At 62.3% G+C, this 19,548-nt stretch carries 22 protein-coding genes; 13 read left to right on the top strand and 9 right to left on the bottom strand.

The window, feature by feature from the left end:
- Positions 1-42 precede the first annotated feature (42 nt).
- Entirely contained in the window at positions 43-924 is an 882-nt protein-coding gene (locus tag FDP25_RS06160) for a LysR family transcriptional regulator (protein ID WP_154149928.1), read from the top strand.
- Complete coding sequence (locus tag FDP25_RS06155; RefSeq protein ID WP_154149926.1) at positions 921-1,817, top strand: DMT family transporter; 897 nt, start codon at positions 921-923, stop codon at positions 1,815-1,817. The genes FDP25_RS06160 and FDP25_RS06155 overlap by 4 nt, the downstream gene beginning before the upstream one ends.
- Here the strand turns inward: FDP25_RS06155 and FDP25_RS06150 are convergent.
- Positions 1,803-2,771: a glycosyltransferase family 61 protein gene (locus tag FDP25_RS06150; protein WP_154149924.1), complete on the bottom strand. Its 969-nt coding sequence runs from the start codon at positions 2,769-2,771 to the stop codon at positions 1,803-1,805. The two genes, FDP25_RS06155 and FDP25_RS06150, sit on opposite strands and share 15 nt — an antisense overlap.
- Positions 2,764-3,093: an ArsR/SmtB family transcription factor gene (locus FDP25_RS06145; protein ID WP_154149922.1), complete on the bottom strand. Its 330-nt coding sequence runs from the start codon at positions 3,091-3,093 to the stop codon at positions 2,764-2,766. Before FDP25_RS06145 ends, FDP25_RS06150 begins: the two co-directional genes overlap by 8 nt.
- Positions 3,094-3,378: 285 nt before the next feature.
- Between FDP25_RS06145 and FDP25_RS06140 the strand changes: the two genes are divergently transcribed.
- From FDP25_RS06140 to FDP25_RS06120, 5 genes are all read left to right on the top strand, one after another.
- Positions 3,379-3,744 (top strand): AtpZ/AtpI family protein, encoded by a 366-nt coding sequence (locus FDP25_RS06140; protein ID WP_343031969.1) that lies wholly within the window; start codon positions 3,379-3,381, stop codon positions 3,742-3,744.
- Positions 3,734-4,489: a F0F1 ATP synthase subunit A gene (locus FDP25_RS06135; RefSeq protein WP_154149919.1), complete on the top strand. Its 756-nt coding sequence runs from the start codon at positions 3,734-3,736 to the stop codon at positions 4,487-4,489. Before FDP25_RS06140 ends, FDP25_RS06135 begins: the two co-directional genes overlap by 11 nt.
- 55 nt (positions 4,490-4,544) lie before the next feature.
- The gene (locus tag FDP25_RS06130) at positions 4,545-4,769 is read left to right on the top strand and encodes a F0F1 ATP synthase subunit C (protein ID WP_007816449.1); all 225 of its coding nucleotides are present in this window, start codon (positions 4,545-4,547) and stop codon (positions 4,767-4,769) included.
- An 83-nt stretch (positions 4,770-4,852) separates the two neighbouring features.
- Positions 4,853-5,404 carry a F0F1 ATP synthase subunit B' gene (locus FDP25_RS06125; RefSeq protein WP_154149917.1) on the top strand — a complete coding sequence of 184 codons (552 nt, stop codon included), beginning with the start codon at positions 4,853-4,855 and terminating at the stop codon, positions 5,402-5,404.
- Positions 5,405-5,409: 5 nt separating this feature from the next.
- Positions 5,410-5,970 carry a F0F1 ATP synthase subunit B gene (locus FDP25_RS06120; RefSeq protein WP_154149915.1) on the top strand — a complete coding sequence of 187 codons (561 nt, stop codon included), beginning with the start codon at positions 5,410-5,412 and terminating at the stop codon, positions 5,968-5,970.
- 178 nt (positions 5,971-6,148) lie between these two features.
- Here the strand turns inward: FDP25_RS06120 and FDP25_RS06115 are convergent, their stop codons facing one another.
- The 4 genes from FDP25_RS06115 to FDP25_RS06100 form a co-directional block, all read right to left on the bottom strand.
- On the bottom strand, positions 6,149-6,745 hold the full coding sequence (locus FDP25_RS06115) for a LysM peptidoglycan-binding domain-containing protein (RefSeq protein WP_172982760.1): 597 nt from the start codon (positions 6,743-6,745) through the stop codon (positions 6,149-6,151).
- Between the two features lie 281 nt (positions 6,746-7,026).
- Entirely contained in the window at positions 7,027-8,301 is a 1,275-nt protein-coding gene (locus tag FDP25_RS06110) for a bifunctional folylpolyglutamate synthase/dihydrofolate synthase (RefSeq protein WP_154149911.1), read from the bottom strand.
- Positions 8,298-9,224, bottom strand: coding sequence for an acetyl-CoA carboxylase, carboxyltransferase subunit beta (accD, locus tag FDP25_RS06105; protein WP_154149909.1), 927 nt, complete (start codon positions 9,222-9,224; stop codon positions 8,298-8,300). Before accD ends, FDP25_RS06110 begins: the two co-directional genes overlap by 4 nt.
- 60 nt (positions 9,225-9,284) lie before the next feature.
- Complete coding sequence (locus tag FDP25_RS06100; RefSeq protein WP_154149907.1) at positions 9,285-10,172, bottom strand: CPBP family intramembrane glutamic endopeptidase; 888 nt, start codon at positions 10,170-10,172, stop codon at positions 9,285-9,287.
- 144 nt (positions 10,173-10,316) lie between these two features.
- Here FDP25_RS06100 and ilvD point away from each other — a divergent pair, with 144 nt between their 5' ends.
- From ilvD to FDP25_RS06075, 5 genes are all read left to right on the top strand, one after another.
- Complete coding sequence (gene ilvD, locus FDP25_RS06095) at positions 10,317-12,074, top strand: dihydroxy-acid dehydratase (RefSeq protein WP_154149905.1); 1,758 nt, start codon at positions 10,317-10,319, stop codon at positions 12,072-12,074.
- Positions 12,055-12,714, top strand: coding sequence for a hypothetical protein (locus tag FDP25_RS06090; protein WP_154149903.1), 660 nt, complete (start codon positions 12,055-12,057; stop codon positions 12,712-12,714). Before ilvD ends, FDP25_RS06090 begins: the two co-directional genes overlap by 20 nt.
- A gap of 121 nt (positions 12,715-12,835) precedes the next feature.
- Positions 12,836-13,609, top strand: coding sequence for a DUF6478 family protein (locus FDP25_RS06085; protein WP_154149901.1), 774 nt, complete (start codon positions 12,836-12,838; stop codon positions 13,607-13,609).
- Between the two features lie 13 nt (positions 13,610-13,622).
- On the top strand, positions 13,623-14,000 hold the full coding sequence (locus FDP25_RS06080; protein WP_154149899.1) for a hypothetical protein: 378 nt from the start codon (positions 13,623-13,625) through the stop codon (positions 13,998-14,000).
- Positions 14,001-14,138: 138 nt separating this feature from the next.
- Positions 14,139-14,816 (top strand): NYN domain-containing protein, encoded by a 678-nt coding sequence (locus tag FDP25_RS06075; protein WP_154149897.1) that lies wholly within the window; start codon positions 14,139-14,141, stop codon positions 14,814-14,816.
- Positions 14,817-14,820: 4 nt separating this feature from the next.
- Here the strand turns inward: FDP25_RS06075 and FDP25_RS06070 are convergent, their stop codons facing one another.
- Together FDP25_RS06070 and mutL are read right to left on the bottom strand one after the other, a co-directional pair.
- Positions 14,821-15,990 carry a DNA recombination protein RmuC gene (locus FDP25_RS06070; protein WP_154149895.1) on the bottom strand — a complete coding sequence of 390 codons (1,170 nt, stop codon included), beginning with the start codon at positions 15,988-15,990 and terminating at the stop codon, positions 14,821-14,823.
- A complete protein-coding gene (mutL, locus tag FDP25_RS06065; protein ID WP_154149893.1) occupies positions 15,987-17,840 on the bottom strand; it encodes a DNA mismatch repair endonuclease MutL in 1,854 nt (617 codons plus the stop codon). The genes FDP25_RS06070 and mutL overlap by 4 nt, the downstream gene beginning before the upstream one ends.
- Positions 17,841-18,006: 166 nt before the next feature.
- Here mutL and FDP25_RS06060 point away from each other — a divergent pair, with 166 nt between their 5' ends.
- Positions 18,007-18,384 (top strand): rhodanese-like domain-containing protein, encoded by a 378-nt coding sequence (locus FDP25_RS06060; protein ID WP_154149891.1) that lies wholly within the window; start codon positions 18,007-18,009, stop codon positions 18,382-18,384.
- On the opposite strand, the gene FDP25_RS06055 is transcribed toward FDP25_RS06060, so the two are convergent.
- Positions 18,385-19,548, bottom strand: a complete 1,164-nt coding sequence (locus FDP25_RS06055) for an alpha-hydroxy acid oxidase (RefSeq protein WP_154149889.1) — start codon at positions 19,546-19,548, stop codon at positions 18,385-18,387.

Below are 19,548 nucleotides of genomic sequence, written 5' to 3'. Positions count from 1 at the left end.
AACATTTATTGTTTGTAAGCGCACAAAGCTGGATGGCATGAAATGGACAATTGGGATGAAATCCGCACGGCCTATAACGTGGCGCGGGTGGGCACGGTCAGCGGCGCGGCGGAGGTTCTGGGCGTCCACCATGCCACGGTGATCCGTCATATCGACGCCTTGGAAGAGCGGCTTGGCGTGAAGCTGTTTCAGCGGCACGCGCGGGGCTACACCCCGACAGAGGCGGGCGAGGACCTGATGCGCGTGGCGCAGGCCACCGATGATCAGTTCGCGCAGCTTTCCGGCCGGATCAAGGGGCGGGGGAACGACGTGTCGGGGGAATTGGTGGTCACCTCGCTGGGAAGTGTGAGCCACCTTCTTGTGCCGGTGCTGACCGAGTTTCAGCAGGCCCACCCGGAGATCGTGGTGCGTTACCTGACGGGGGACAGGCTGTTCCGTCTTGAGTACGGCGAGGCGCATGTGGCGGTGCGGGCGGGCTCGGCCCCGGATCAGCCCGACAACGTGGTACAGCCCTTCATGACGCAGGATTTCACCCTTTACGCCAGCGATGCCTATATCGAGCGGTATGGCCTGCCCAAGGGCGAAGAGGACCTGAAGGACCATTGGTTCGTGGGGGCCGACGATATTGCCTCGAGGGCACCGTTTTTCCGGTGGATGCACGAGACCATCCCGCTTGGGCAAATCACCTTTCGCAGCGGGGATATTCACGCGCAGCGCCGCGCCATTCAGGAGGGTGCGGGCCTTGGGTTCATGTCGCGCCTGCATGCACGGGAGATTGGCGGGCTGACCGAGGTTGTGCCGCCGCGCGAGGAATGGTCGTCGCGCCTGTGGCTTGTCACCCATATGGATTTGCACCGCACCAGCAAGGTGCAGGCCTTCCTGTCGTTCCTGAAGACGCATGCGGCGGGCTGGGCCGAGGTATGAATGCCGCGGCACGGGGCCATTTGGCCATGCTGTGTTTTTCGGGGTTGATCGCGGGGTCTTTCGCGCTGGGATCGTTGGCCAGCCCCTATATCGGCTCGACCGCGATGAACGCGGTGCGTTTCGCGCTGGCCGCCGTGCTTTTGGGCATCGTGGCGCAGGCGCGTGTCGGATTGACGGGGGCGCAGTTTCGCGCGCCGTGGCGCTTCGTGATCCTTGGCGGGCTGATGGGATTCTATTTCGTCACGATGTTCGAAGGGTTGAAGACCGCGCCCCCCGTCAGCCTTTCGGCGGTCTTTACCCTCATGCCCGTGGTGGCCGGAGGCTTTGGGTATATCCTGATGCGGCAGGTGATGACCCGGCGCATGGCGCTGGCCCTGAGTTTCGGCGGGTTGGGGGCGCTTTGGGTGATCTTTCGTGCGGACCTGAACGCGCTGGTGGCCTTCGAGGTGGGCCGCGGGGTGGCGATTTATTTCATGGGCTGTGTCGCACATGCGCTATATGCGCCCCTGGTACCGCGCCTCAACCGTGGCGAAAGCCCGATTGCCTTTTCCTTCGGGGCGCTGGTGGCGGCGACGGGGATGATCCTCGTGGCCGGCTGGGGCGAGATCCGGGCGACCGATTGGGCGGCATTGCCGCCGATCGTCTGGATCACCGTTGTCTACACGGCGGCGATGGCGACGGCGTTGACATTTGTTCTGTTGCAATATGCCACGTTGCGTCTGCCGAGTGCGAAGGTCATGGCCTATACCTATCTTACGCCGGTTTGGGTGATCTGCTGGCTGGTGGCGCTGGGCGAGGGGTTGCCGCCGCTGAAGCTGTTGCCGGGGGTGGCCTTGATCCTTGTGGCCCTGGCGCTGTTGCTCAAGGACGAGCACGGATCAAAGGAAGCCTGAGCGCCTCAGCCCCCGTTTGAGCCATGGGAAAAACATCTGTGGTGTATCGGGGCGCGCGGGGTTGTCCGGTGGCAAGAGCGGGTTGAAGGTGACAAGCTCGGCCTCGCAGAAGGCGCGGATTTGCGCGGTGAGGGCGTCGAAGACATCCTGCCGGTGGCGGCGTTGGATCAGGCCGACGCGGGTGCCCTTTTGCAATACGAAAGGCGCGAGATGGAAGGCCGAGCCGTCGGGGCCGACGATCTGTTTGGCGGCCATGTAGCGGCTGCATTGCACAGGGAGCGAGTGATTTTGCGGGTGGAAAATGGTGTAGCCAGCGTTTTTCATCACTGTTTCGACGCGGGCCTCCTGATCCATGGCCTGTGCCGCATCCTTGAGGCCCGTACGCGAGATATAAAGTTTCTCGGGACCTTTCGGCGTGATCTGTGCGGTCAGCCGTTGGCGGACATAGTGGCGGAACTCGGGTGTGGCGGTGAGCCATGACATATGCCCGATGCCCTGTGTCGGGACATGCAGGGTTTCGACCGTGAGAGGCGTTGTGGCGATATGCACGGGCAGGCCGCCCGACAGCAGATCCAGGAAGGCCCCGAGGCGGCGGCGCATGACGGCGTTGAAATCGATGCCGTGCTTGGGGATCACGACGATGCCGTCGCAATCCTTGGCTTGTGCGTCGAGTGCCCAGAGGCGGGTGATGGTTTCCACGAGGAAATGACCGAAGTGGTGCCGCCCAAGCCCGGCATAGAGGTGGCGGCCCGGTAAGGGCGTGGTGCTATCCGGCGCGGCGGGCGTGCCGGTGATCCGGCCCGCCGAGAGGCGGGTTGCGGAGATGTCGCAGAAGCTGCCATCGGCGCGCAGGACGCCGCAGGCCTGATCCCGGCCTTCGGCCATGGGCACCACGGTGGCATCGCGCAGGGTTTCGACTTGTGCGTCGGGCGGGGGGCCTTGGGGGTCAGCCATCCTCGGGCAGTTCCTTGGCGAGGAAGCGTTCGAAAGCGTCGAGGTTCACGGCTTCGAATTGCCCGAACCCCTGCATCCAGATGCTGGCATCGCGCAGGGCGTCGGGCTCCAGCTTGCACCATTTCACGCGGCCGCGTTGTTCCTGGCTGATCAGGCCCGCGCGGGTGAGGATGCCGAGATGCTTGGAAATGGCGGCAAGGCTTTTGTCGAAGGGGGCGGCGACATCGGTGACGGCCATGTCGTCTTCGAGGAGCATGGCCAGGATCGTGCGCCGGGTGGGATCGGCGAGCGCGTGGAAGACGGTATCGAGGTCATTGGCCATGGGTCTTGTTAAGCCGCGCGTTTGCGGCGGCGTCAACTGCTTTGGCGCGATTGGGAGGGGGATGGGGGCCCCCCGGTTTTTCATTCTCAACCGTTTGGTTGAATATGGGTAGGTGGCCGGAATACGGGGTTTCGTAGCCTGCGGCAGAATATCCGTGGACTCCGGGGGTTGATAAAAATCATTTATATTCAGTGGCTTGGAGTATTTTCCGCGACGCGGCAGGCGTGCTTGACTCAGCGCCCCCCGCAGCATAGCACATGCCCAACCGTTTCGGAGGGGCAAAAGGTGACCGATCCTGACCAGCGCAAGCGCCTTGAGGAGCTTGAGAACAGGATCGAAAAGCTCAAGACCAAGGAGCAACCCAAACCCCACCAGGAAGAGCACTATAGCCAGGCACAGCAGGCATGGCGAATGGTGATCGAACTTGTGACCGGTCTGATGATCGGGTTCGGCATTGGGTACGGGCTGGACAGCCTGTTCGGGACGATCCCGATTTTCCTGGTGCTGTTTACATTTCTGGGCCTCGCGGCCGGTGTGCAGACGATGATGCGCAGCGCCGCCGAGATGCAGAAGACGAACATGGCCGAAGAGGCCAACGACACTACAGCGCCCGACGCGGGCGACGAGGAGAGGACGAAAGATGGCGACTGAAGCGCACGGCGAAGAAGGCGGTCTGGTATTCCACCCGATGGATCAGTTCATCGTGAAGCCGTTGTTCGGCGACGGCCCGGTGGGCCTGTTCACGATCACCAACGTGACGCTCTGGATGGCACTGACCGTGGTTGCGGTTGTCCTGCTGATGGTTCTGGGCACTTCGAAACGCTCGACCATCCCCGGGCGCATGCAGTCGGTGGGTGAGCTGGCCTATGGGTTCATCTACAAGATGGTCGAAGACGTGGCCGGCAAGGATGCCGTGGGCTTCTTCCCCTACATCATGACCCTGTTCATGTTCATCGTGTTCGCCAACTTTCTTGGCCTCATCCCGATGTCTTTCACCACCACCTCGCATTTCGCGGTGACCGTGCTTCTGGCGCTGCTGGTTTTCGTGACCGTGACCGTCGTGGGCTTCGTCAAGAACGGGGCCGGGTTCCTTGGTCTGTTCTGGGTGTCGAGCGCGCCGCTTGCGCTGCGCCCGATCTTGGCCGTGATCGAAATCATTTCCTACTTCGTGCGTCCGGTGAGCCACTCCATTCGTCTGGCGGGCAACCTGATGGCCGGTCACGCCGTGATCAAGGTTTTCGCAGGCTTCGCCGCGATTGCCGTGGTCAGCCCGGTGTCGGTTCTGGCGATCACCGCAATGTATGGCCTTGAGGTGCTTGTCGCCTTCATCCAGGCCTATGTCTTTACCATTCTGACCTGTGTGTACCTGAAGGATGCACTGCATCCGTCGCACTAAGGTCCGACCCCCTCAACACCTGATTTACTAACTTCCAATCGTAAGGAGATACATCATGGAAGGCGAACTCGCACATATCGGCGCTGGTCTGGCTGCAATCGGTTCTGGCGCTGCTGCCATCGGTGTGGGCAACGTGGCAGGCAACTTCCTGTCGGGCGCCCTGCGCAACCCCTCGGCGGCTGCCGGTCAAACCGCCACCCTGTTCATCGGCATCGCGTTCGCAGAAGCCTTGGGGATCTTCTCGTTCCTCGTCGCTCTGCTGCTGATGTTCGCCGTCTAAGCCTACGGAACCTTATCCTTACGCGCGGGCGGCCTGTTTCACGGGCCGCCCGATAGTGAGACACAGTTCCGACGGAGGACGCGATGGCGACCGAAACAACAGCGGGCACCGCAAGCACAAGCACCTGTGTCGTTGACGGCTCTGCCGTCGGCATGCCGCAGCTTTGCTTTGACTGGTGGCCCAACCAGATTTTCTGGCTCATTGTCACGCTCGTCGTGATCTTCTTCTTCCTGTCGCGCATCGCGCTGCCGCGGATTACTGCCGTGCTGGCCGAGCGTCAGGGGACCATCACCAACGATCTGGCCGCGGCCGAGGACCTCAAGGCGAAAGCCGTCGAGGCCGAGGAAGCCTATAACAAGGCACTGGCCGATGCCCGCGCGCAGGCGCAGGACATCGTCAACCAGACCAAGGCCGAGATCAAAGCCGAACTGGACGACGCAACGGCCAAGGCCGATGCCGAAATCGCGGCCAAGGCAGCGGAAGGCGAAAAGAAAATCGCCGAGATTCGCGCCAATGCCATGGACAGCGTCAAGGACGTTGCCAAGGACACCGCCAAGGAACTGGTGGGCGCCATGGGTGGCAAGGCCGACGCGAAATCCATCACCGCGGCGATCAATTCACGGATGAAGGGGTAACCGATATGGCACGATACATCGCAATGTTCGCCGCCATGACCATGGCAAGCCCCGCACTGGCCGCGAGCGGCCCGTTCTTTTCGCTGGGTAATACCAACTTCATCGTCCTGATGGCGTTTATCGTCTTCGTGGGCGTGGTCTTCTACTTCAAGGTGCCCAGCCTGCTGGGGCAGAAGCTGGATGAACGCGCCGAGGGTATCAAGGCCGAACTGGACGAGGCCCGCGCCCTGCGTGAAGAGGCACAGACCCTGCTGGCCAGCTACGAGCGCAAGCAGAAGGAAGTGCAGGCGCAGGCCGACCGCATCGTGGCCCATGCCAAGGAAGAAGCCGCCGAGGCGGCGGAACAGGCCAAGGAAGATCTGAAAACCTCGATCGCGCGCCGTATTCAGGCCGCCGAAGACCAGATCGCATCGGCCGAGGCGAATGCCGTCAAGGAAGTCCGCGACAAGGCGATTGCCATCGCCGTGGGGGCCGCAAAGGATGTTGTGGCCAAGCAGATGACCGCGACCGAGGGTAACAAGCTGATCGACGAAGCGATCGGTCAGGTGGACGCCAAGCTGCACTAAGGCACGGCGTTTGCAATGGAATGAAAGAGGCCCGGATCATGTGATCCGGGCCTTTTGTTATGTCGGGGCCTTTTGCGGGAGGTCCCGGGGTGGGTGTGCGTGGCATTGCCCCCTGCAAATGAAAGGGGGCCGTTGAACCGGCCCCTCAATCACTCCTGCCATGTTGACTGGTATAAACCTATTGGAGCTTGGGGATCACGATGTCCTGCCCGGTGGTCAGATGCGCCTCGGAGGGAAGCAGATCGGGGTTGGCGGCCATGATCGCGGGCCCGTGTTCGGTGCGGCCGTAGTAGCGATAGGAAATCGACGCCAGCGTATCGCCGGGCGAAACGGTGTGCGTGTAAGTGGTGGGCTTGGCCGATTGCGTCAGGGTTGCCAGAAGGGCGGAGGTATCGACCCGGCCTTCTGAGGTGATCAGGTTGTCGGGGACCTGGACCTTGCCCTTGTCGGCAGCGTCATTGACCAATGCGGTGATGTAATCCTCGGACTGGCCTTGTTTCAGGGCGCTGAGAACCATGGTTTCAAGGGTCTCTGTCTTGGGCCGTGTCGTGGTTTCCGGGGTTGGTTGTGCCGCCGTTTTGTTCGTGTCGATGTCAGGTGTCGGGGCAACGTCGGTCAGCGTTTCAAGAGCGGTGTCCTGTCGGGTGACCGTGGGGTCGGTGTCCGGGATGTCAGCGCCTAGTGCGGCGGTTTGCCGGGGGCCGCTTGGTTGCAGCATGATCAATGCGATAGTGACGCTGAGGAACCCTGCGAAAATCAAAACGATACGGATCATTCGATAATCCTTAGACCTTGGGACAGGAGGCCCGGGGATGATCCGCGATTGGCCTTGCATCATATCGCACTGGCCTTTGCCTGTTTTCGTCTTGGCACCCCCGCCAGACCCACTTGTTTGACTGCCCGATGTGACAATAAACCGTGAAAACCTACGCAAGATATAGGCGAATCAATGCCCGAGCGTCAATATAAAGTGATTCGCAAAACTGGCCTTCGCCCCTTGTTTTGCAGGGCTGCGGGACATTTTCGAATCACTTCAAAGGCTTGGCCGGGTCGGGTTTATCCATTTTCCCGCAGGATTGCCCCGGCTAGGTAGAGCGACCCGCAGATCAATACACGCGCGACGGGTGTTTCCGATGTAATCGCCTTGAGCGCGGCAAGGGCACTGTCGGCGGTCTGAGCGGTCAGACCCACGGCACGGGCGGCCTGCGCGGTGTCCTCGGCGGGGAGGGTGTTGGCCTCGCCGGGGATGGAAATTGCGGTGAGGCTTTCGGCTTGCTCTGCAAGAGGCGCAAGGTAGCCCGAGATGTCCTTGGTGTTGAGCATCCCGCAGATGAGATGCGTAGGCCGCGCGGGCAAGGAGGCCAGCAGGCGGCCAAGCGCCTGCCCGGCGGCGGCGTTGTGACCGCCATCCAGCCAAAGCTCGGCCTGTGGGGCGGCCTCGACCAAGGGGCCGGTCTTGAGGCGCTGCATCCGGGCGGGCCATTGGGCGGAGGTGATGGCGCCTTCGACGGCGGCATCGCCCAATTCAAGATAGCGCAGGGCGGCGATTGCGGCGCCGGCGTTCTGGATCTGGTGGTCGCCGGGCAGGTTGGGCAGCGGCAGGTCGCGCAGGCCGGTTTCGTCCTGATAGATCAGGCGGTCGTTTTCGCGGGTGACGTGCCAATGCTGGCCGTGCGCAAAGAGCGGTGCGCCGAGGCGGCGGGCGGTATCTTCGATCACCTGCATCGCCTCGTCCTCTTGCGGGCCGACGATGCAGGGCACGCCGCGCTTGATGATCCCGGCCTTTTCGCCCGCGATTTTGGCAAGCGTGTCGCCAAGGAATTGTTCGTGGTCGATGGAAATGGGCGTGATGATGCTGAGCGCGGGGTTGGCCACGACATTGGTGGCATCAAGGCGACCGCCGAGGCCCACTTCGAGCAGGGTGTAATCAGCCTTGACCCGGCTCATTGCCAGAAGGGCGGCACAGGTGGTGATTTCGAAATAGGTGATGTTTTCGCCATTATTGGCGGCATAGCATTCATCGAGAACGGCGGTCAGGTCGGGTTCCGAGATCAGCTCACCGGCCAGCCGGATACGTTCGTGGAACCGCGCCAGATGCGGTGAGGTATAGGCGTGGACGCGCTTGCCCGCCGCCTCAAGCCCGGCGCGGATCATGGCCTGTGTGCTGCCTTTGCCGTTGGTCCCGGCGAGGTGGATCACCGACGGCAGGGCGTCTTGCGGGTTGCCCAAAGCGTCCAGCAGCCGCCAGACGCGATCAAGCGTGAGGTCGATGATTTTCGGGTGGAGCGACATCATCCGGTCAAGGATGATGTCCGATGTTGGCCCGTTCATTCCGCTGTGCTGTCTTTGACGGGGGTGGTTTCCTCGGTCGCGGCGGGGGGCGGAAGATCGCCGCGCACGGCGGGGGGCAGCCCCATGAGCATCCGGGTGATGGTGACCAGTTCATCTCGCATTTCGGTGCGCGGCGTCACCCGATCCAGCATACCGTGATCCAGCAGGTATTCGGCGCGTTGGAACCCTTCGGGCAGTTTTTCGCGGATCGTTTGTTCGATCACCCGCGGCCCGGCAAAGCAGATCAGGGCGTTGGGTTCGGAAATATGCACGTCGCCCAGCATGGCATAGGAGGCCGTAACCCCGCCGGTGGTGGGGTGGGTGAGCACGACGATATAAGGCAGCCCTGCTTCCTTGAGCATCTGCACGGCTACAGTGGTGCGGGGCATTTGCATCAGGCTGAGGATGCCTTCCTGCATCCGCGCGCCCCCGGCGGCGGAAAACAGGACCAGCGGGCGCTTGAGCTTCACCGCCTCTTCGGCGGCGGCGATGATGGCGTTGCCCACGTACATGCCCATGGAGCCGGCCATGAACGAGAAATCCTGTGCGGCGGCGACAATGGGCGTGCGCCCTATCTCGCCAGTGGCGACAAGCATCGCCTCTTTCTCGCCGGTGGACCGTTGAGCGGCCTTCATGCGATCAGGGTATTTCTTTTGATCGCGAAAATGCAGGGGGTCGGGCGTGGGCGCGGGCACCTTGACCTCGGAAAAGATGCCACCATCGAACAGCGCGGTGAAACGATCCCGCGGGGTGATCGCCATGTGGTGGCCGCAGTTGGTGCAGACGTTCAGGTTGTTGCTGAGTTCGCGGTGAAACAGCATGGTGCCGCAGTCATCGCATTTGGACCATAGGTTCTCGGGCATCTCGCGACGCGAGAAGATCGAGTTGATGCGTGGGCGCACATAGTTGGTGATCCAGTTCATGCCGCTTCGGTCCCTGATTGTTGCCTGCCCCGAGATAAGGTGACGCGACGGGAATTGCAATCAGCGACGCAAGGCAACACGCGCGGCAAGCCAACTGCAAAACAGCGTCATGAAATCGACCGGGGCCCATGCCGAAAGGGCGGCGGTATCATCAAGTGAAAACGGGTAGGTATAGAGGGCGAGGCCGTCGAAATTGCCTTCGGGCGCGGCGATGGCGATGGCGCTGAGGTTGTTGATCATGTGGAGTGCGATCGCCGGGCCAAGGGTGCCCGCCCGGGCCGTCAGATCCGCTGTCGCCAGCCCGAAGAGGGCGGCCCAAGTGACGACCAGCCAGGTGTTCTGGCCGTGTATCGCGGGGTCATAATGCAGGAGGGCGAACAGCAGGGAAGGCCCGAGCAACCAGACCGTCGGATGGGGAAACCGCGCCGCCAGTTGCGATTGCAGGTAGCCGCGAAACACCAGTTCCTCGGCCCCGGTCTGGATCAGCAGGGCCAGAAGCGTGAGGGGCAGGAGCATCAGCCATGTTCCGAACCCAAGGTTTGCGGAGGTGTCCATCACGTCGCCTGCGGGCAAGAGGCTGACCACCACGTAGAGGGTGAGCACGGCAAGGCCCGTCGTTCGGAACTGGCGCAGGGCCGGTGGCAGGGGACCTATAACAGAGAGAAGGCCGCGATTGTGCAGGGCGTGCAGCGCCGCCGCGAGGGCCACGATCAGGAAGGCGAAGAGAAAGAGATTGATCAGGACCGCGCGCGGCGTATTGCCTGTGGCGAGCTCCATGGCCAGGGTTTCCCACGCATCGCGCCCGATCAGGGCGCTGTGAAGAATGGAGTAACCAAGGTTGAGCGCCAGGAAGATCAGCCCCATCAGCACCACGCCCCCCAGCAGGAGAAGCGGTTGGCTGCTGGCGCGGGCCGGAGCCACGAGGCGTTCATGGGCGTCGTATCGCATTCCCCATAGCTAGGGTCATGGCGCGGGGGCTGCAATCCGAACCTGCGGCATATTTGAAAAACCGTATGGGGCGGCCCGCGGGCGTCTTGTGTCCGCCCCGCCGCTCGCCTATTCCAAGGGGGAATGATTTCGGGGAGGCCCTTCATGACCAAATTCGACAAATCCAAGCTACCCAGCCGGTATGTCACCGAAGGCGCGGCGCGCGCGCCGCATCGGTCCTATTACTATGCTATGGGTATGACCGAGGACGAGATTCACCAGCCCTTGGTGGGGGTCGCGACCTGCTGGAACGAGGCCGCGCCCTGTAACATCGCGCTCAGCCGTCAGGCGCAGGCGGTGAAGGGCGGCGTGAAAGAGGCCCACGGCACCCCGCGCGAGTTCACCACCATCACCGTGACCGACGGGATCGCCATGGGCCACGAAGGCATGCGCAGCTCGCTTGCCAGCCGCGAGGCGATTGCCGATACCGTGGAACTGACCATGCGCGGCCATTGCTATGACGCGCTTGTGGGTTTGGCCGGTTGCGATAAATCCCTGCCCGGCATGATGATGGCCATGGTGCGCCTGAACGTGCCGTCGGTCTTTGTTTACGGTGGCTCGATCCTTCCCGGCAAAGCCCCGCAGATCGACGAGATTCCCGAAGATTTCCGCACCCGTGACCTGACGGTTCAGGATATGTTCGAGGCCGTCGGTCGCCACCAGAATGGCGAGATGTCGGACAAGGCCCTGGACGTGCTTGAGCGCGTGGCCTGTCCCTCGGCCGGGGCCTGTGGCGGGCAGTTCACCGCCAATACCATGGCCTGTGTGAGCGAGGCGATTGGCCTTGCCCTGATGAATTCCAGCGGGATGCCCGCCCCCTATGAAAGCCGCGACCAATATGGCGAGGCGAGTGGCCGGGCCGTGATGGACCTGTTGGATCAGAATATTCGCGCGCGTGACGTTGTCACCCGCAAGAGCCTTGAGAACGCCGCGCGCGTCGTGGCCTGCACCGGCGGATCGACCAATGCCGGTCTGCACTTGCCGGCGATTGCCCATGAGGCGGGGATCGAGTTCTATCTGGACGATGTCTGCGAGATTTTCCGCGACACGCCGTATTTCGTCGATCTCAAGCCCGGTGGCACCTATGTGGCCAAGGACCTTTACGAGGCGGGTGGCATCCCGGTGGTGATGAAGGAGTTGCGCAAAGCGGGCCTGATCCATGAGGATTGCGTCACGGCTTCGGGCCGCAGCATCGGCGAAGAGTTGGAGCGGATCGACCGCGAGGCCGATGGCAAGGTGATTTACCCGATCGAACAGCCGTTGACCAAGACCGGCGGTGTTGTCGGCCTGAAAGGCAATCTGGCCCCCGATGGCGCTATCGTGAAGGTCGCCGGTATCCCGACGCAGCATCAGCGGTTCACTGGCCCTGCGCGCGTGTTCGAATGCGAGGAAGAGGCCTTTGCCGCCGTGAAGGCGCGTGAATACGAAGAAGGCGAAGTGATTGTCATCCGCAACGAAGGCCCCGCCGGTGGGCCGGGGATGCGCGAGATGCTGGCCACCACCGCCGCGCTTTCGGGCCAGGGCATGGGCAAGAAGGTGGCCTTGATCACCGATGGCCGCTTTTCGGGTGCGACGCGGGGGTTCTGCGTGGGGCACGTTGGGCCCGAGGCGGCCCATGGCGGGCCGATCGCCTTGCTGCGTAATGGCGACATGATCACCATCGACGCGGTCTCGGGCGAGTTGAGCGTTGACCTGTCTGACGAGGAACTTGCCGAACGCAAGAAAGATTGGGCCGGACCGCGGGAAACCATCTATGCCAGTGGTGCGCTTTACAAATATGCCCAGCTTGTTGGCGAGACCTACAAGGGCGCGGTGACCCATCCGGGCGGCAAGGCCGAGCGTCATGTCTATATGGACCTCTGACACCCCAAGGCGGGTGCGTGTGGCGGCCTGCCTGGCCGCCACTGTTTTTTTGTCTGCCTGCATGGGCGATGCCGGGGGTTTCGGTTTTCTGGGCGGCGGTGAAGACCGTACCAAGGCGGTGCGCGAGTTGCCGCTCTATCGTGGCGCGGTCGTCGTCCGGGCGCCGGAAGGCTATTGTGTGGATGCGGTGAATGTCACGCGGCGGCCTGCGGCCACCGTGGTGCCACTGGCGACATGCAGCAGCCTGACGGGGGAGGGCTATTCCCCCGTTGAGCCGGCGTTGATGACGGTCTCGATCTTGCCGAGGCGAGAGGGCGCGGAACAGCCGAGCGCCGATGACTTGGCGGCCTCGCTGGCCCCGGCAGAGGTGACCGCGGTCGAGGACGGGGACGGCGTGGCGCTTGTACGGGTGGCCGATGGCGGGCAGACGCGATTGCCCGATGGCGATCCGCGCTATTGGCGTGGGGCGATGGAGGTGAATGGCCATCTTGTCGGGCTGGCGGTTTATGGCCGTCGCGACAGCGACCTGTCGGGCCGATCCGGGCGGCGCCTGATCCTTGATCTGGCCGAGGCGCTGCGCGAGGCGAGTATGAAACCGGCACGGGCGCAGGTGGCGTCCTCTGAAACCGGGGACGAATAAACCACGGCCCCATGAAGCCGCTGTTCGGTTTCTTGGGTGGATTGTTTCCGGATTCCGGTTAATGCTATGGAGGCGTTAACTTTTATCCGCTACGGGTAAGACCCGAATACAGGAATCTTGCATGGCACAGTCGCGCAAATCGCTACTGCAATGGGCCTCGGACCGGCGGGGTGTGCGCCGCTGGAAACGGGCCGCCCAAGCCGTTCACGGTATGCGGATCAGCCAGTTGCGGTCCGAGCGGGCGCGCGCCCGCAAGTTGCGCTACTGGTTGAATGAACTGATCTCGGTCGCGGACAATCGCCTGGCCCTGCCGATGATCGGCTCCAACACCTTTTCCAAGCCACATGGCACCGATTGGGCCTGGCGGCCCGCCCTGTGGCGGGAGCCCCTTCCGGTCCCCGGCATGTCATCGGTTCAAAGCAAGTCCACGCTGGGCCGGGAAGTGACATTGTTTCACGACTGTCAACATTCGGAATTGACCCTGAGACAGCTTCGCAACCAGCGGGAGGCCGACCTTGCCCCCTTTGGCCTGCGGATGGATGTGTTCAGTTTCGATGGCTCGTTCCTGTCGCTGGTGCTGAACCTGCCGCCCGAGGCGGTGCAGGGCCTGACACGGCGGCATCTTTTGCGGATGGATACCATCGTGGAGATGGAAAAGCCGCTTGAAATCTTTGCCCGGCTGAACATCAAGCATGGGCCGAACACCGAACAGATCGTGCGCGAATTGCCGCTGCATTCCGACGAGATCATGGTGGAATTCGACCTTGCCTATTCGAACCTCAACGAAAAGCGGATCGAACGGGCGTGGATCGACCTGATTTTCGAGAACCCGCAGATGAGCCAGGTTGTCCTGCGCGACCTGACCTTCAGTCGCCGCCCCAGAGCCGAATTTTGACGGAGCATGAGCAATGAGTGAGTTCACATTGACCAAAACCCGGCTGTTCGAAGGGGTCTGGGAGGGTGTCATGACCCGCGCGGGCGAGGGCAATACGCAGCCGCAGGTCGAGGTGACGCATCTTGAGAAACCCCTGCCGGGCGTGGAAGTGACCGAGAAACCCGAGGAGGATCTTTGGGTCGTGCGGGTGCCCGTCCCGGCGGAGATGATCGCCGACGGGGTGCAGACGTTCCTGATCAACGATGCGAAAAGCGGCGAGACCCTGAACAGTTTTGCCCTGCTGGCGGGTGAGGCCCTGAGCCATGATATCCGCGCCGAAATGAACCTTTTGCGCGAAGAGCTGGACATGCTCAAACGCGCGTTCCGGCGGCATTGTCTGGAGACGATGTAGAACGGATATACCGGGATCGCGAGGCACCATCCGACCATAGGCACGCTACACGCCAGATTTTTGCCATTCAGCGGGCAAACTGCTGCCTAAACACAATTTTATCGTGCATGTCGAAAAGGTATTTCGAAGGAGCCATAGATGGCTACGCCGCGCGTTGCAGTATTGGTAGATGGGGACAACGTCAGTGCAAAATTCGCAGAGTCGATTCATGAGGCTGCGGATAGTTTGGGGCGCGTTGACGTGGCGCGTGTCTATGCGGCTGTGGATAAGCCAAGCGAGTGGCAAACAATGCCGGGGTTTCGTTGTATGGGGGCCGGGGTCGGCAAAAATGCCGCTGATCTGTTACTAAGCATTGATGCCATGGAACTGGCTTTGGAGCAGGGCATCGAGTGTTTCGTTGTATCCTCTTCCGACAACGATTTTACTCATCTGGCCCAAAGGCTAAGAGAGCGCGGTTTGTACGTACTGGGGCTTGGTGAAGAGAAGGCTCCTGTCATGTTCCGGGCGGCATGTTCATCATTCAAACTTTTGACAAATGAGCCACCTGCGAAATGTGTTGCAAATCTGAATGGGGGCGCGAGTGCATTTGATTGCGAGATTCGGAAAGTGATTGCTACGAACAGTCAAAATGGATCCGGTGTAAGTATCGTTCAACTCGCGACATTGATGCGCCAGAAGCACGGCACGAAAATCAGCGAATATCCTGAAAAGACATGGCGCAGGTATCTGTCAAAACGCCCCGCTTTATATGACCTCGATCCGAAGGGGGCCGAGGCCAAGGTGCGTTTCAGGCCCGATGGGTTTTACCAGCACTGATATGTTAACTGCCCTTCGGCAGTTTCACGATGGTTGGTTCGGTCTCGGGGGCGAGTTCTTCGAAATCGAAGTTATCCAGGCGCTTGGCGCGGCGACCGGCCTTGTCGGCGGAAATCTTGATGTCGGAGATGTCCTTGGCGGCCTGGTTGAAGTGCCGGTCGAGGTTTTCGACGCGGGTGCCGAGGCGGTCCACATCGGCGAAAAGCAGTCCCAATTCGCGCCGGATGGCCCCGGCCTGTTCGCGCATGCGGGCATCTTTGAGGATGGCGCGCATGGTGTTCAGGGTCGCCATGCAGGTGGTGGGCGAGACGATCCAGACCCGCGCGGCAAAGCCATCGCGCACCAGTTCGGGGAAGTTGGCGTGCAACTCGGCATAGACCGCTTCGGACGGCAGGAACATCAGCGCGCCATCGGCGGTTTCGCCATCGAGGATGTATTTCTCGGAGATATCCTTGATGTGCTTTTTCACGGAGCTGCGCAGGAATTTGGCGGCCTCGTTTACCTCCCAATCGGTGGTGGCGTTGCGCAGGGCCTCGTAGGCCTCAAGGGGAAACTTGCTGTCGATGCAGATGGGGCCGGGCGGATTGGGCAAGTGGATCAGGCAATCGGCGCGCCGGCCATTCGAGAGTGTATGTTGCAGCGTGAAACTGTCCGAGGGCAGGGCCTTTTGCACGATGTCGTGCAGTTGGATTTCGCCGAAGGCGCCGCGGGTCTGCTTATTGCTGAGGATGTCCTGAAGGGTCAGAACATCGCCTGAGAGCTTGGTGATATTCTCTTGCGCCTTGTCGATGGCTGTCAGGCGTTGTTGCAACTCGCCAAGGCTTTGTGCGGTGCGCCGGGCGGAGCCTTGCAGGTTCTCGTTCATCTGGCCCGAGACCTGCGCCAGCCGTTTTTCCATCAGTTGTAGCATGTTGGATTGTGCCGCCGCCTGTGCCTCGGAGACGTGGTTGAGGCCGCCCGCCAGTTGCTGTTGTCCGTCGCTCAGACCTTGCACACGCAGGCCCAGATCACCCACCTGCCGGGCAAGGGGGGCGGTCATGCGGGCGCTGCGCCCGGCGGCGCGGACGGCCATGATCAGCAGAATGACGATCAAAAGCAGAAGGCCCGCGCCCGCCAATGCCGCCAGAGCGAGTGGATCGCTGAGGGAATAAGTGGTCTCGCCAATCTGGATCATGTGCGCCCGAAGAGCCTTTCGATATCGGCGAGCTTGAGCTCGACATAGGTGGGACGGCCGTGGTTGCACTGGCCGGAATGGGGGGTGGCCTCCATCTCGCGCAGGAGGGCGTTCATCTCGTCGGCCTGCATGCGGCGGCCCGAACGGATGGAGCCATGACAGGCGACGCGGCTGAGGATTGCTTCGATACGGGCGCGTAGGGTGAGGCTGTCGCCTTGGTCGGCCAGTTCGTCGAGGATGTCGAGAACAAGCGCGCGGGCATCGCATTGCCCGAGGATCGCCGGGGTTTCGCGCACGGCCACTGTGCCGGGTCCGAAGGATTCGAGATGCAGGCCAAGGCGGGCGAGGTCATCGGCCATGTCCAGCAGGCGGGATGCGTCGCCGTCTGATAGTTCAATGATTTCGGGGATCAAAAGGGCCTGCGAGGTGACGCCGTTCTCGTCCATCTGGCGTTTGAGTTTTTCATAGACCAGGCGTTCGTGGGCGGCATGTTGATCGACGATGACCATACCATCGGCCGTCTGGGCGACGATGTAGTTTTCATGCACCTGTGCACGGGCTGCGCCAAGCGGCAGGTCTTCGCGGGGCGGGGCCTCGGGGGTGGGGTCTTCCACGACGGTTGGCTCGACCCGCGCGGACCATTCGGTTTGCATATCGGCGAAACCGGGGGATTGCGCCTGATAGCTGGCGGCACGGGCCGGGGCGGAGGGGCGATCCATCTGGTAGACGCGGGGCGGGGCGCCTGCGGGTTCGGGGCGCATGGCCCCGAGCGTGGCCCCGGCAACGGTGGTGGAGGCGCGGTGCCCGGCCTCGGCCAGCGCATGGCGCAGGCCCGAAACGATGAGGCCGCGGGCAAGGCCGGGGTCGCGAAACCGGACCTCGGATTTGGCGGGGTGCACGTTGACATCGACGAGCGTCGGGTCGCATTCGATAAAGAGCGCCGCTGCCGGGTGACGGTCGCGGCTGAGGAAATCGTGGTAGGCGGCACGCAGGGCGCCGTAGAGCATCTTGTCGCGCACCGGGCGGGCATTGACGAAGAGGTATTGCGCCACGGAACTGCCGCGCGAATAGGTGGGCAGGGCGGCGTAGCCGCGCATCTGCAGCCCCTCGCGCGTGGCGTCGATACGCAGGGCGTTCTCGGCGAACTCGGCCCCAAGGATACGGGCCAAGCGGCCATGCAGCGCGTCGAAGAGATCGCCCGTTTCGGGATCGGCACGGAAGGTCACGCGCCCTTCGCCGCCGCCCGAGATATCGCGCAGGGTGAAGCCGACGAAGGGTTCGGCCATGGCGAGGCGCTTGACCACATCGGTGATTGCCTGTGCCTCGGCCCGGTCGGTGCGCATGAATTTCAGACGGGCGGGCGTGGCATAGAATAGGTCGCGCAGGGTGACGATGGTGCCGCCGTTGAGCGCGGCGGGTTTGACGCCGCTCATCTCGCCGCCGCTGACCGTCACCTCGGCGGCGTCGTGGCCGTCGGCGCGGGAGGTGATGGTGAGCCGTCCGACCGCGCCGAGGCTTGGCAGGGCTTCACCGCGAAAGCCAAAGGTGTGAATGTTCAGAAGGTCCGAGCCGTCGATTTTCGAGGTGGCATGGCGCGAGAGGGCCAGCGGCAGGTCGGCGGGGGTGATGCCACAGCCATCGTCACTGACGCGGATCAGGGTCTTGCCGCCGTCGGCATAGCTGACCTCGATCCGCCGTGCCCCGGCATCGAGGGCGTTTTCCACCAGTTCCTTGACCGCCGAGGCGGGGCGTTCGACCACCTCACCCGCCGCGATGCGGTTGATCGCGGCATCGTCGAGTTGCCGGATAACGGGGCGTGTGGCGCTTATATTGGGGTCGGGGTGGTTCATTTGACCATATCTAGCATGGGTCACCCCGATTCTGCCAGTGACGCCGTGTGTTTTCATCGGGTGGCGTCTTGGATCGTTCGGGGGAAACCCATATGTCCCTGATCAAGCGAAACGGCCTGTCCTCTGGAAGGCCGTATATCATTGAACAGCCTGAAAGGAATGCCTTATGCAAAGTGAAACCATCGGTAACGCCACCTTGGAAACCTGGACCGTCGAGGAGGTGGCCGAAGCCTGGGCGAAGAACGAGATCGTCCTGATCGACGTGCGTACCCCGCAGGAGTACATGTTCGAGCATATCGAGGGTGCGCTTTTGCTGCCGATGCCGTTTTTCAACGCCGACAAGCTCCCCGGTCAGAGCGACAAACGGATCGTGTTCCATTGTGGCTCGGGTGTGCGCTCGGACAAGATTGCGCGGGCCGCAATCGAGGGCGGTTTGACACAGATTGCCCATATGGAGGGTGGGTTCGGCGCGTGGAAGGCGGCCAAGAAGCCCTATATCGGGACGAACATGGCCACCGGCGCGCCAAGCCGCGTTGAGGGGTAATCAGGCCCAGCGACCGGTGAAATCCTCGGGCACCATGAGAATATCGCGGTCGAGCGTTTTGACATCGGTGCGTCCGCAGAGCGCCATTGAGACATCCAGTTCCTTGTGGATGCATTCGAGGGCTTTGGTTACACCCTGTTCGCCCATGGCGCCGAGGCCATAGACAAAGGCGCGGCCGATGTAGGTGCCGGTCGCCCCCATGGCCACGGCCTTCAAAACGTCCTGCCCGGTGCGAATGCCACTGTCGATATGCACCTCGATCTTGTCGCCTACCGCATCGAGGATGGCGGGCAAGGCGCGAATGGCGCTGAGTGCGCCATCGAGTTGCCGCCCGCCGTGGTTGGAGACGATGATCGCATCGGCACCCACGTTCAGGGCCTCCTTGGCGTCGCGCGGATCCATGATGCCCTTGATAATAAGGGGGCCGTCCCACATCTTGCGAAACTCGCGGATACGGTCCCAGTTGAGCGAGGGATCGAAGGCCTCGGAGGTCCAGGTGCTGAGCGAGGAAGGGTCGGTGACGCCCTTGGCGTGCCCCACGATATTGCCGAAGGAGCGGCGTTTCGTGCCCAGCATCCCAAGGCCCCATTGCACCTTGGTCATCATGTTGGCGACAGATGCGGGGGTGAGCTTGGGCGGGGCGGAAAGGCCGTTCTTGAGATCCTTGTGCCGTTGGCCGAGCACTTGCAAATCCACGGTGATCATCGCCGCCGAGCAGTTGGCGGCCTTGGCGCGGTCGAAAAGCCGCTGCATGAAATCGTCGTCTTTCAGGGTGTAGACCTGAAACCAGAAGGGTTTGTTGGTGTTCTCGGCCACGTCTTCGATCGAACAGATCGACATGGTGGACAGCGTGAAGGGCACGCCGAATTTCTCGGCGGCACGGGCGGCCTTGATTTCACCGTCGGCGCATTGCATGCCGGTGAGGCCCACGGGGGCAAGGCCCACGGGCATCGACACATCCTGCCCGATCATCCGGGTTTGGGTGCTGCGCCCGTCCATGTCGACGGCCACCCGCTGTCGCAGGTAGATGTCACTGAAATCACTGGTGTTTTCGCGGAAGGTCTGTTCCGTCCAACTGCCGGATTCGGCGTAGTCATAGAACATCTTGGGGGCGCGGCGTTTATAGATGCGCTTGAGGTCATCGACGCAGGTGATCACGGGCAT

The organism is Roseovarius bejariae, from assembly GCF_009669325.1.
GTDB lineage: Bacteria > Pseudomonadota > Alphaproteobacteria > Rhodobacterales > Rhodobacteraceae > Roseovarius > Roseovarius bejariae.
This window is presented reverse-complemented; position numbering and strand designations above follow the sequence as displayed.

Excerpts from the sequence above, each read along its gene's own strand:
- FDP25_RS06160 (WP_154149928.1), top strand. The coding sequence starts at position 43 with ATGGACAATTGGGATGAAATCCGCACGGCCTATAACGTGGCGCGGGTG.
- FDP25_RS06155 (WP_154149926.1), top strand. The coding sequence starts at position 921 with ATGAATGCCGCGGCACGGGGCCATTTGGCCATGCTGTGTTTTTCGGGG.
- FDP25_RS06150 (WP_154149924.1), bottom strand. The coding sequence starts at position 2,771 with ATGGCTGACCCCCAAGGCCCCCCGCCCGACGCACAAGTCGAAACCCTG.
- FDP25_RS06145 (WP_154149922.1), bottom strand. The coding sequence starts at position 3,093 with ATGGCCAATGACCTCGATACCGTCTTCCACGCGCTCGCCGATCCCACC.
- FDP25_RS06135 (WP_154149919.1), top strand. The coding sequence starts at position 3,734 with ATGGCGACTGAAGCGCACGGCGAAGAAGGCGGTCTGGTATTCCACCCG.
- FDP25_RS06130 (WP_007816449.1), top strand. The coding sequence starts at position 4,545 with ATGGAAGGCGAACTCGCACATATCGGCGCTGGTCTGGCTGCAATCGGT.
- FDP25_RS06125 (WP_154149917.1), top strand. The coding sequence starts at position 4,853 with ATGGCGACCGAAACAACAGCGGGCACCGCAAGCACAAGCACCTGTGTC.
- FDP25_RS06120 (WP_154149915.1), top strand. The coding sequence starts at position 5,410 with ATGGCACGATACATCGCAATGTTCGCCGCCATGACCATGGCAAGCCCC.
- FDP25_RS06115 (WP_172982760.1), bottom strand. The coding sequence starts at position 6,745 with ATGATCCGTATCGTTTTGATTTTCGCAGGGTTCCTCAGCGTCACTATC.
- FDP25_RS06110 (WP_154149911.1), bottom strand. The coding sequence starts at position 8,301 with ATGAACGGGCCAACATCGGACATCATCCTTGACCGGATGATGTCGCTC.
- accD (WP_154149909.1), bottom strand. The coding sequence starts at position 9,224 with ATGAACTGGATCACCAACTATGTGCGCCCACGCATCAACTCGATCTTC.
- FDP25_RS06100 (WP_154149907.1), bottom strand. The coding sequence starts at position 10,172 with ATGCGATACGACGCCCATGAACGCCTCGTGGCTCCGGCCCGCGCCAGC.
- ilvD (WP_154149905.1), top strand. The coding sequence starts at position 10,317 with ATGACCAAATTCGACAAATCCAAGCTACCCAGCCGGTATGTCACCGAA.
- FDP25_RS06090 (WP_154149903.1), top strand. The coding sequence starts at position 12,055 with ATGTCTATATGGACCTCTGACACCCCAAGGCGGGTGCGTGTGGCGGCC.
- FDP25_RS06085 (WP_154149901.1), top strand. The coding sequence starts at position 12,836 with ATGGCACAGTCGCGCAAATCGCTACTGCAATGGGCCTCGGACCGGCGG.
- FDP25_RS06080 (WP_154149899.1), top strand. The coding sequence starts at position 13,623 with ATGAGTGAGTTCACATTGACCAAAACCCGGCTGTTCGAAGGGGTCTGG.
- FDP25_RS06075 (WP_154149897.1), top strand. The coding sequence starts at position 14,139 with ATGGCTACGCCGCGCGTTGCAGTATTGGTAGATGGGGACAACGTCAGT.
- FDP25_RS06070 (WP_154149895.1), bottom strand. The coding sequence starts at position 15,990 with ATGATCCAGATTGGCGAGACCACTTATTCCCTCAGCGATCCACTCGCT.
- mutL (WP_154149893.1), bottom strand. The coding sequence starts at position 17,840 with ATGAACCACCCCGACCCCAATATAAGCGCCACACGCCCCGTTATCCGG.
- FDP25_RS06060 (WP_154149891.1), top strand. The coding sequence starts at position 18,007 with ATGCAAAGTGAAACCATCGGTAACGCCACCTTGGAAACCTGGACCGTC.
- FDP25_RS06055 (WP_154149889.1), bottom strand. The coding sequence starts at position 19,548 with ATGCCCGTGATCACCTGCGTCGATGACCTCAAGCGCATCTATAAACGC.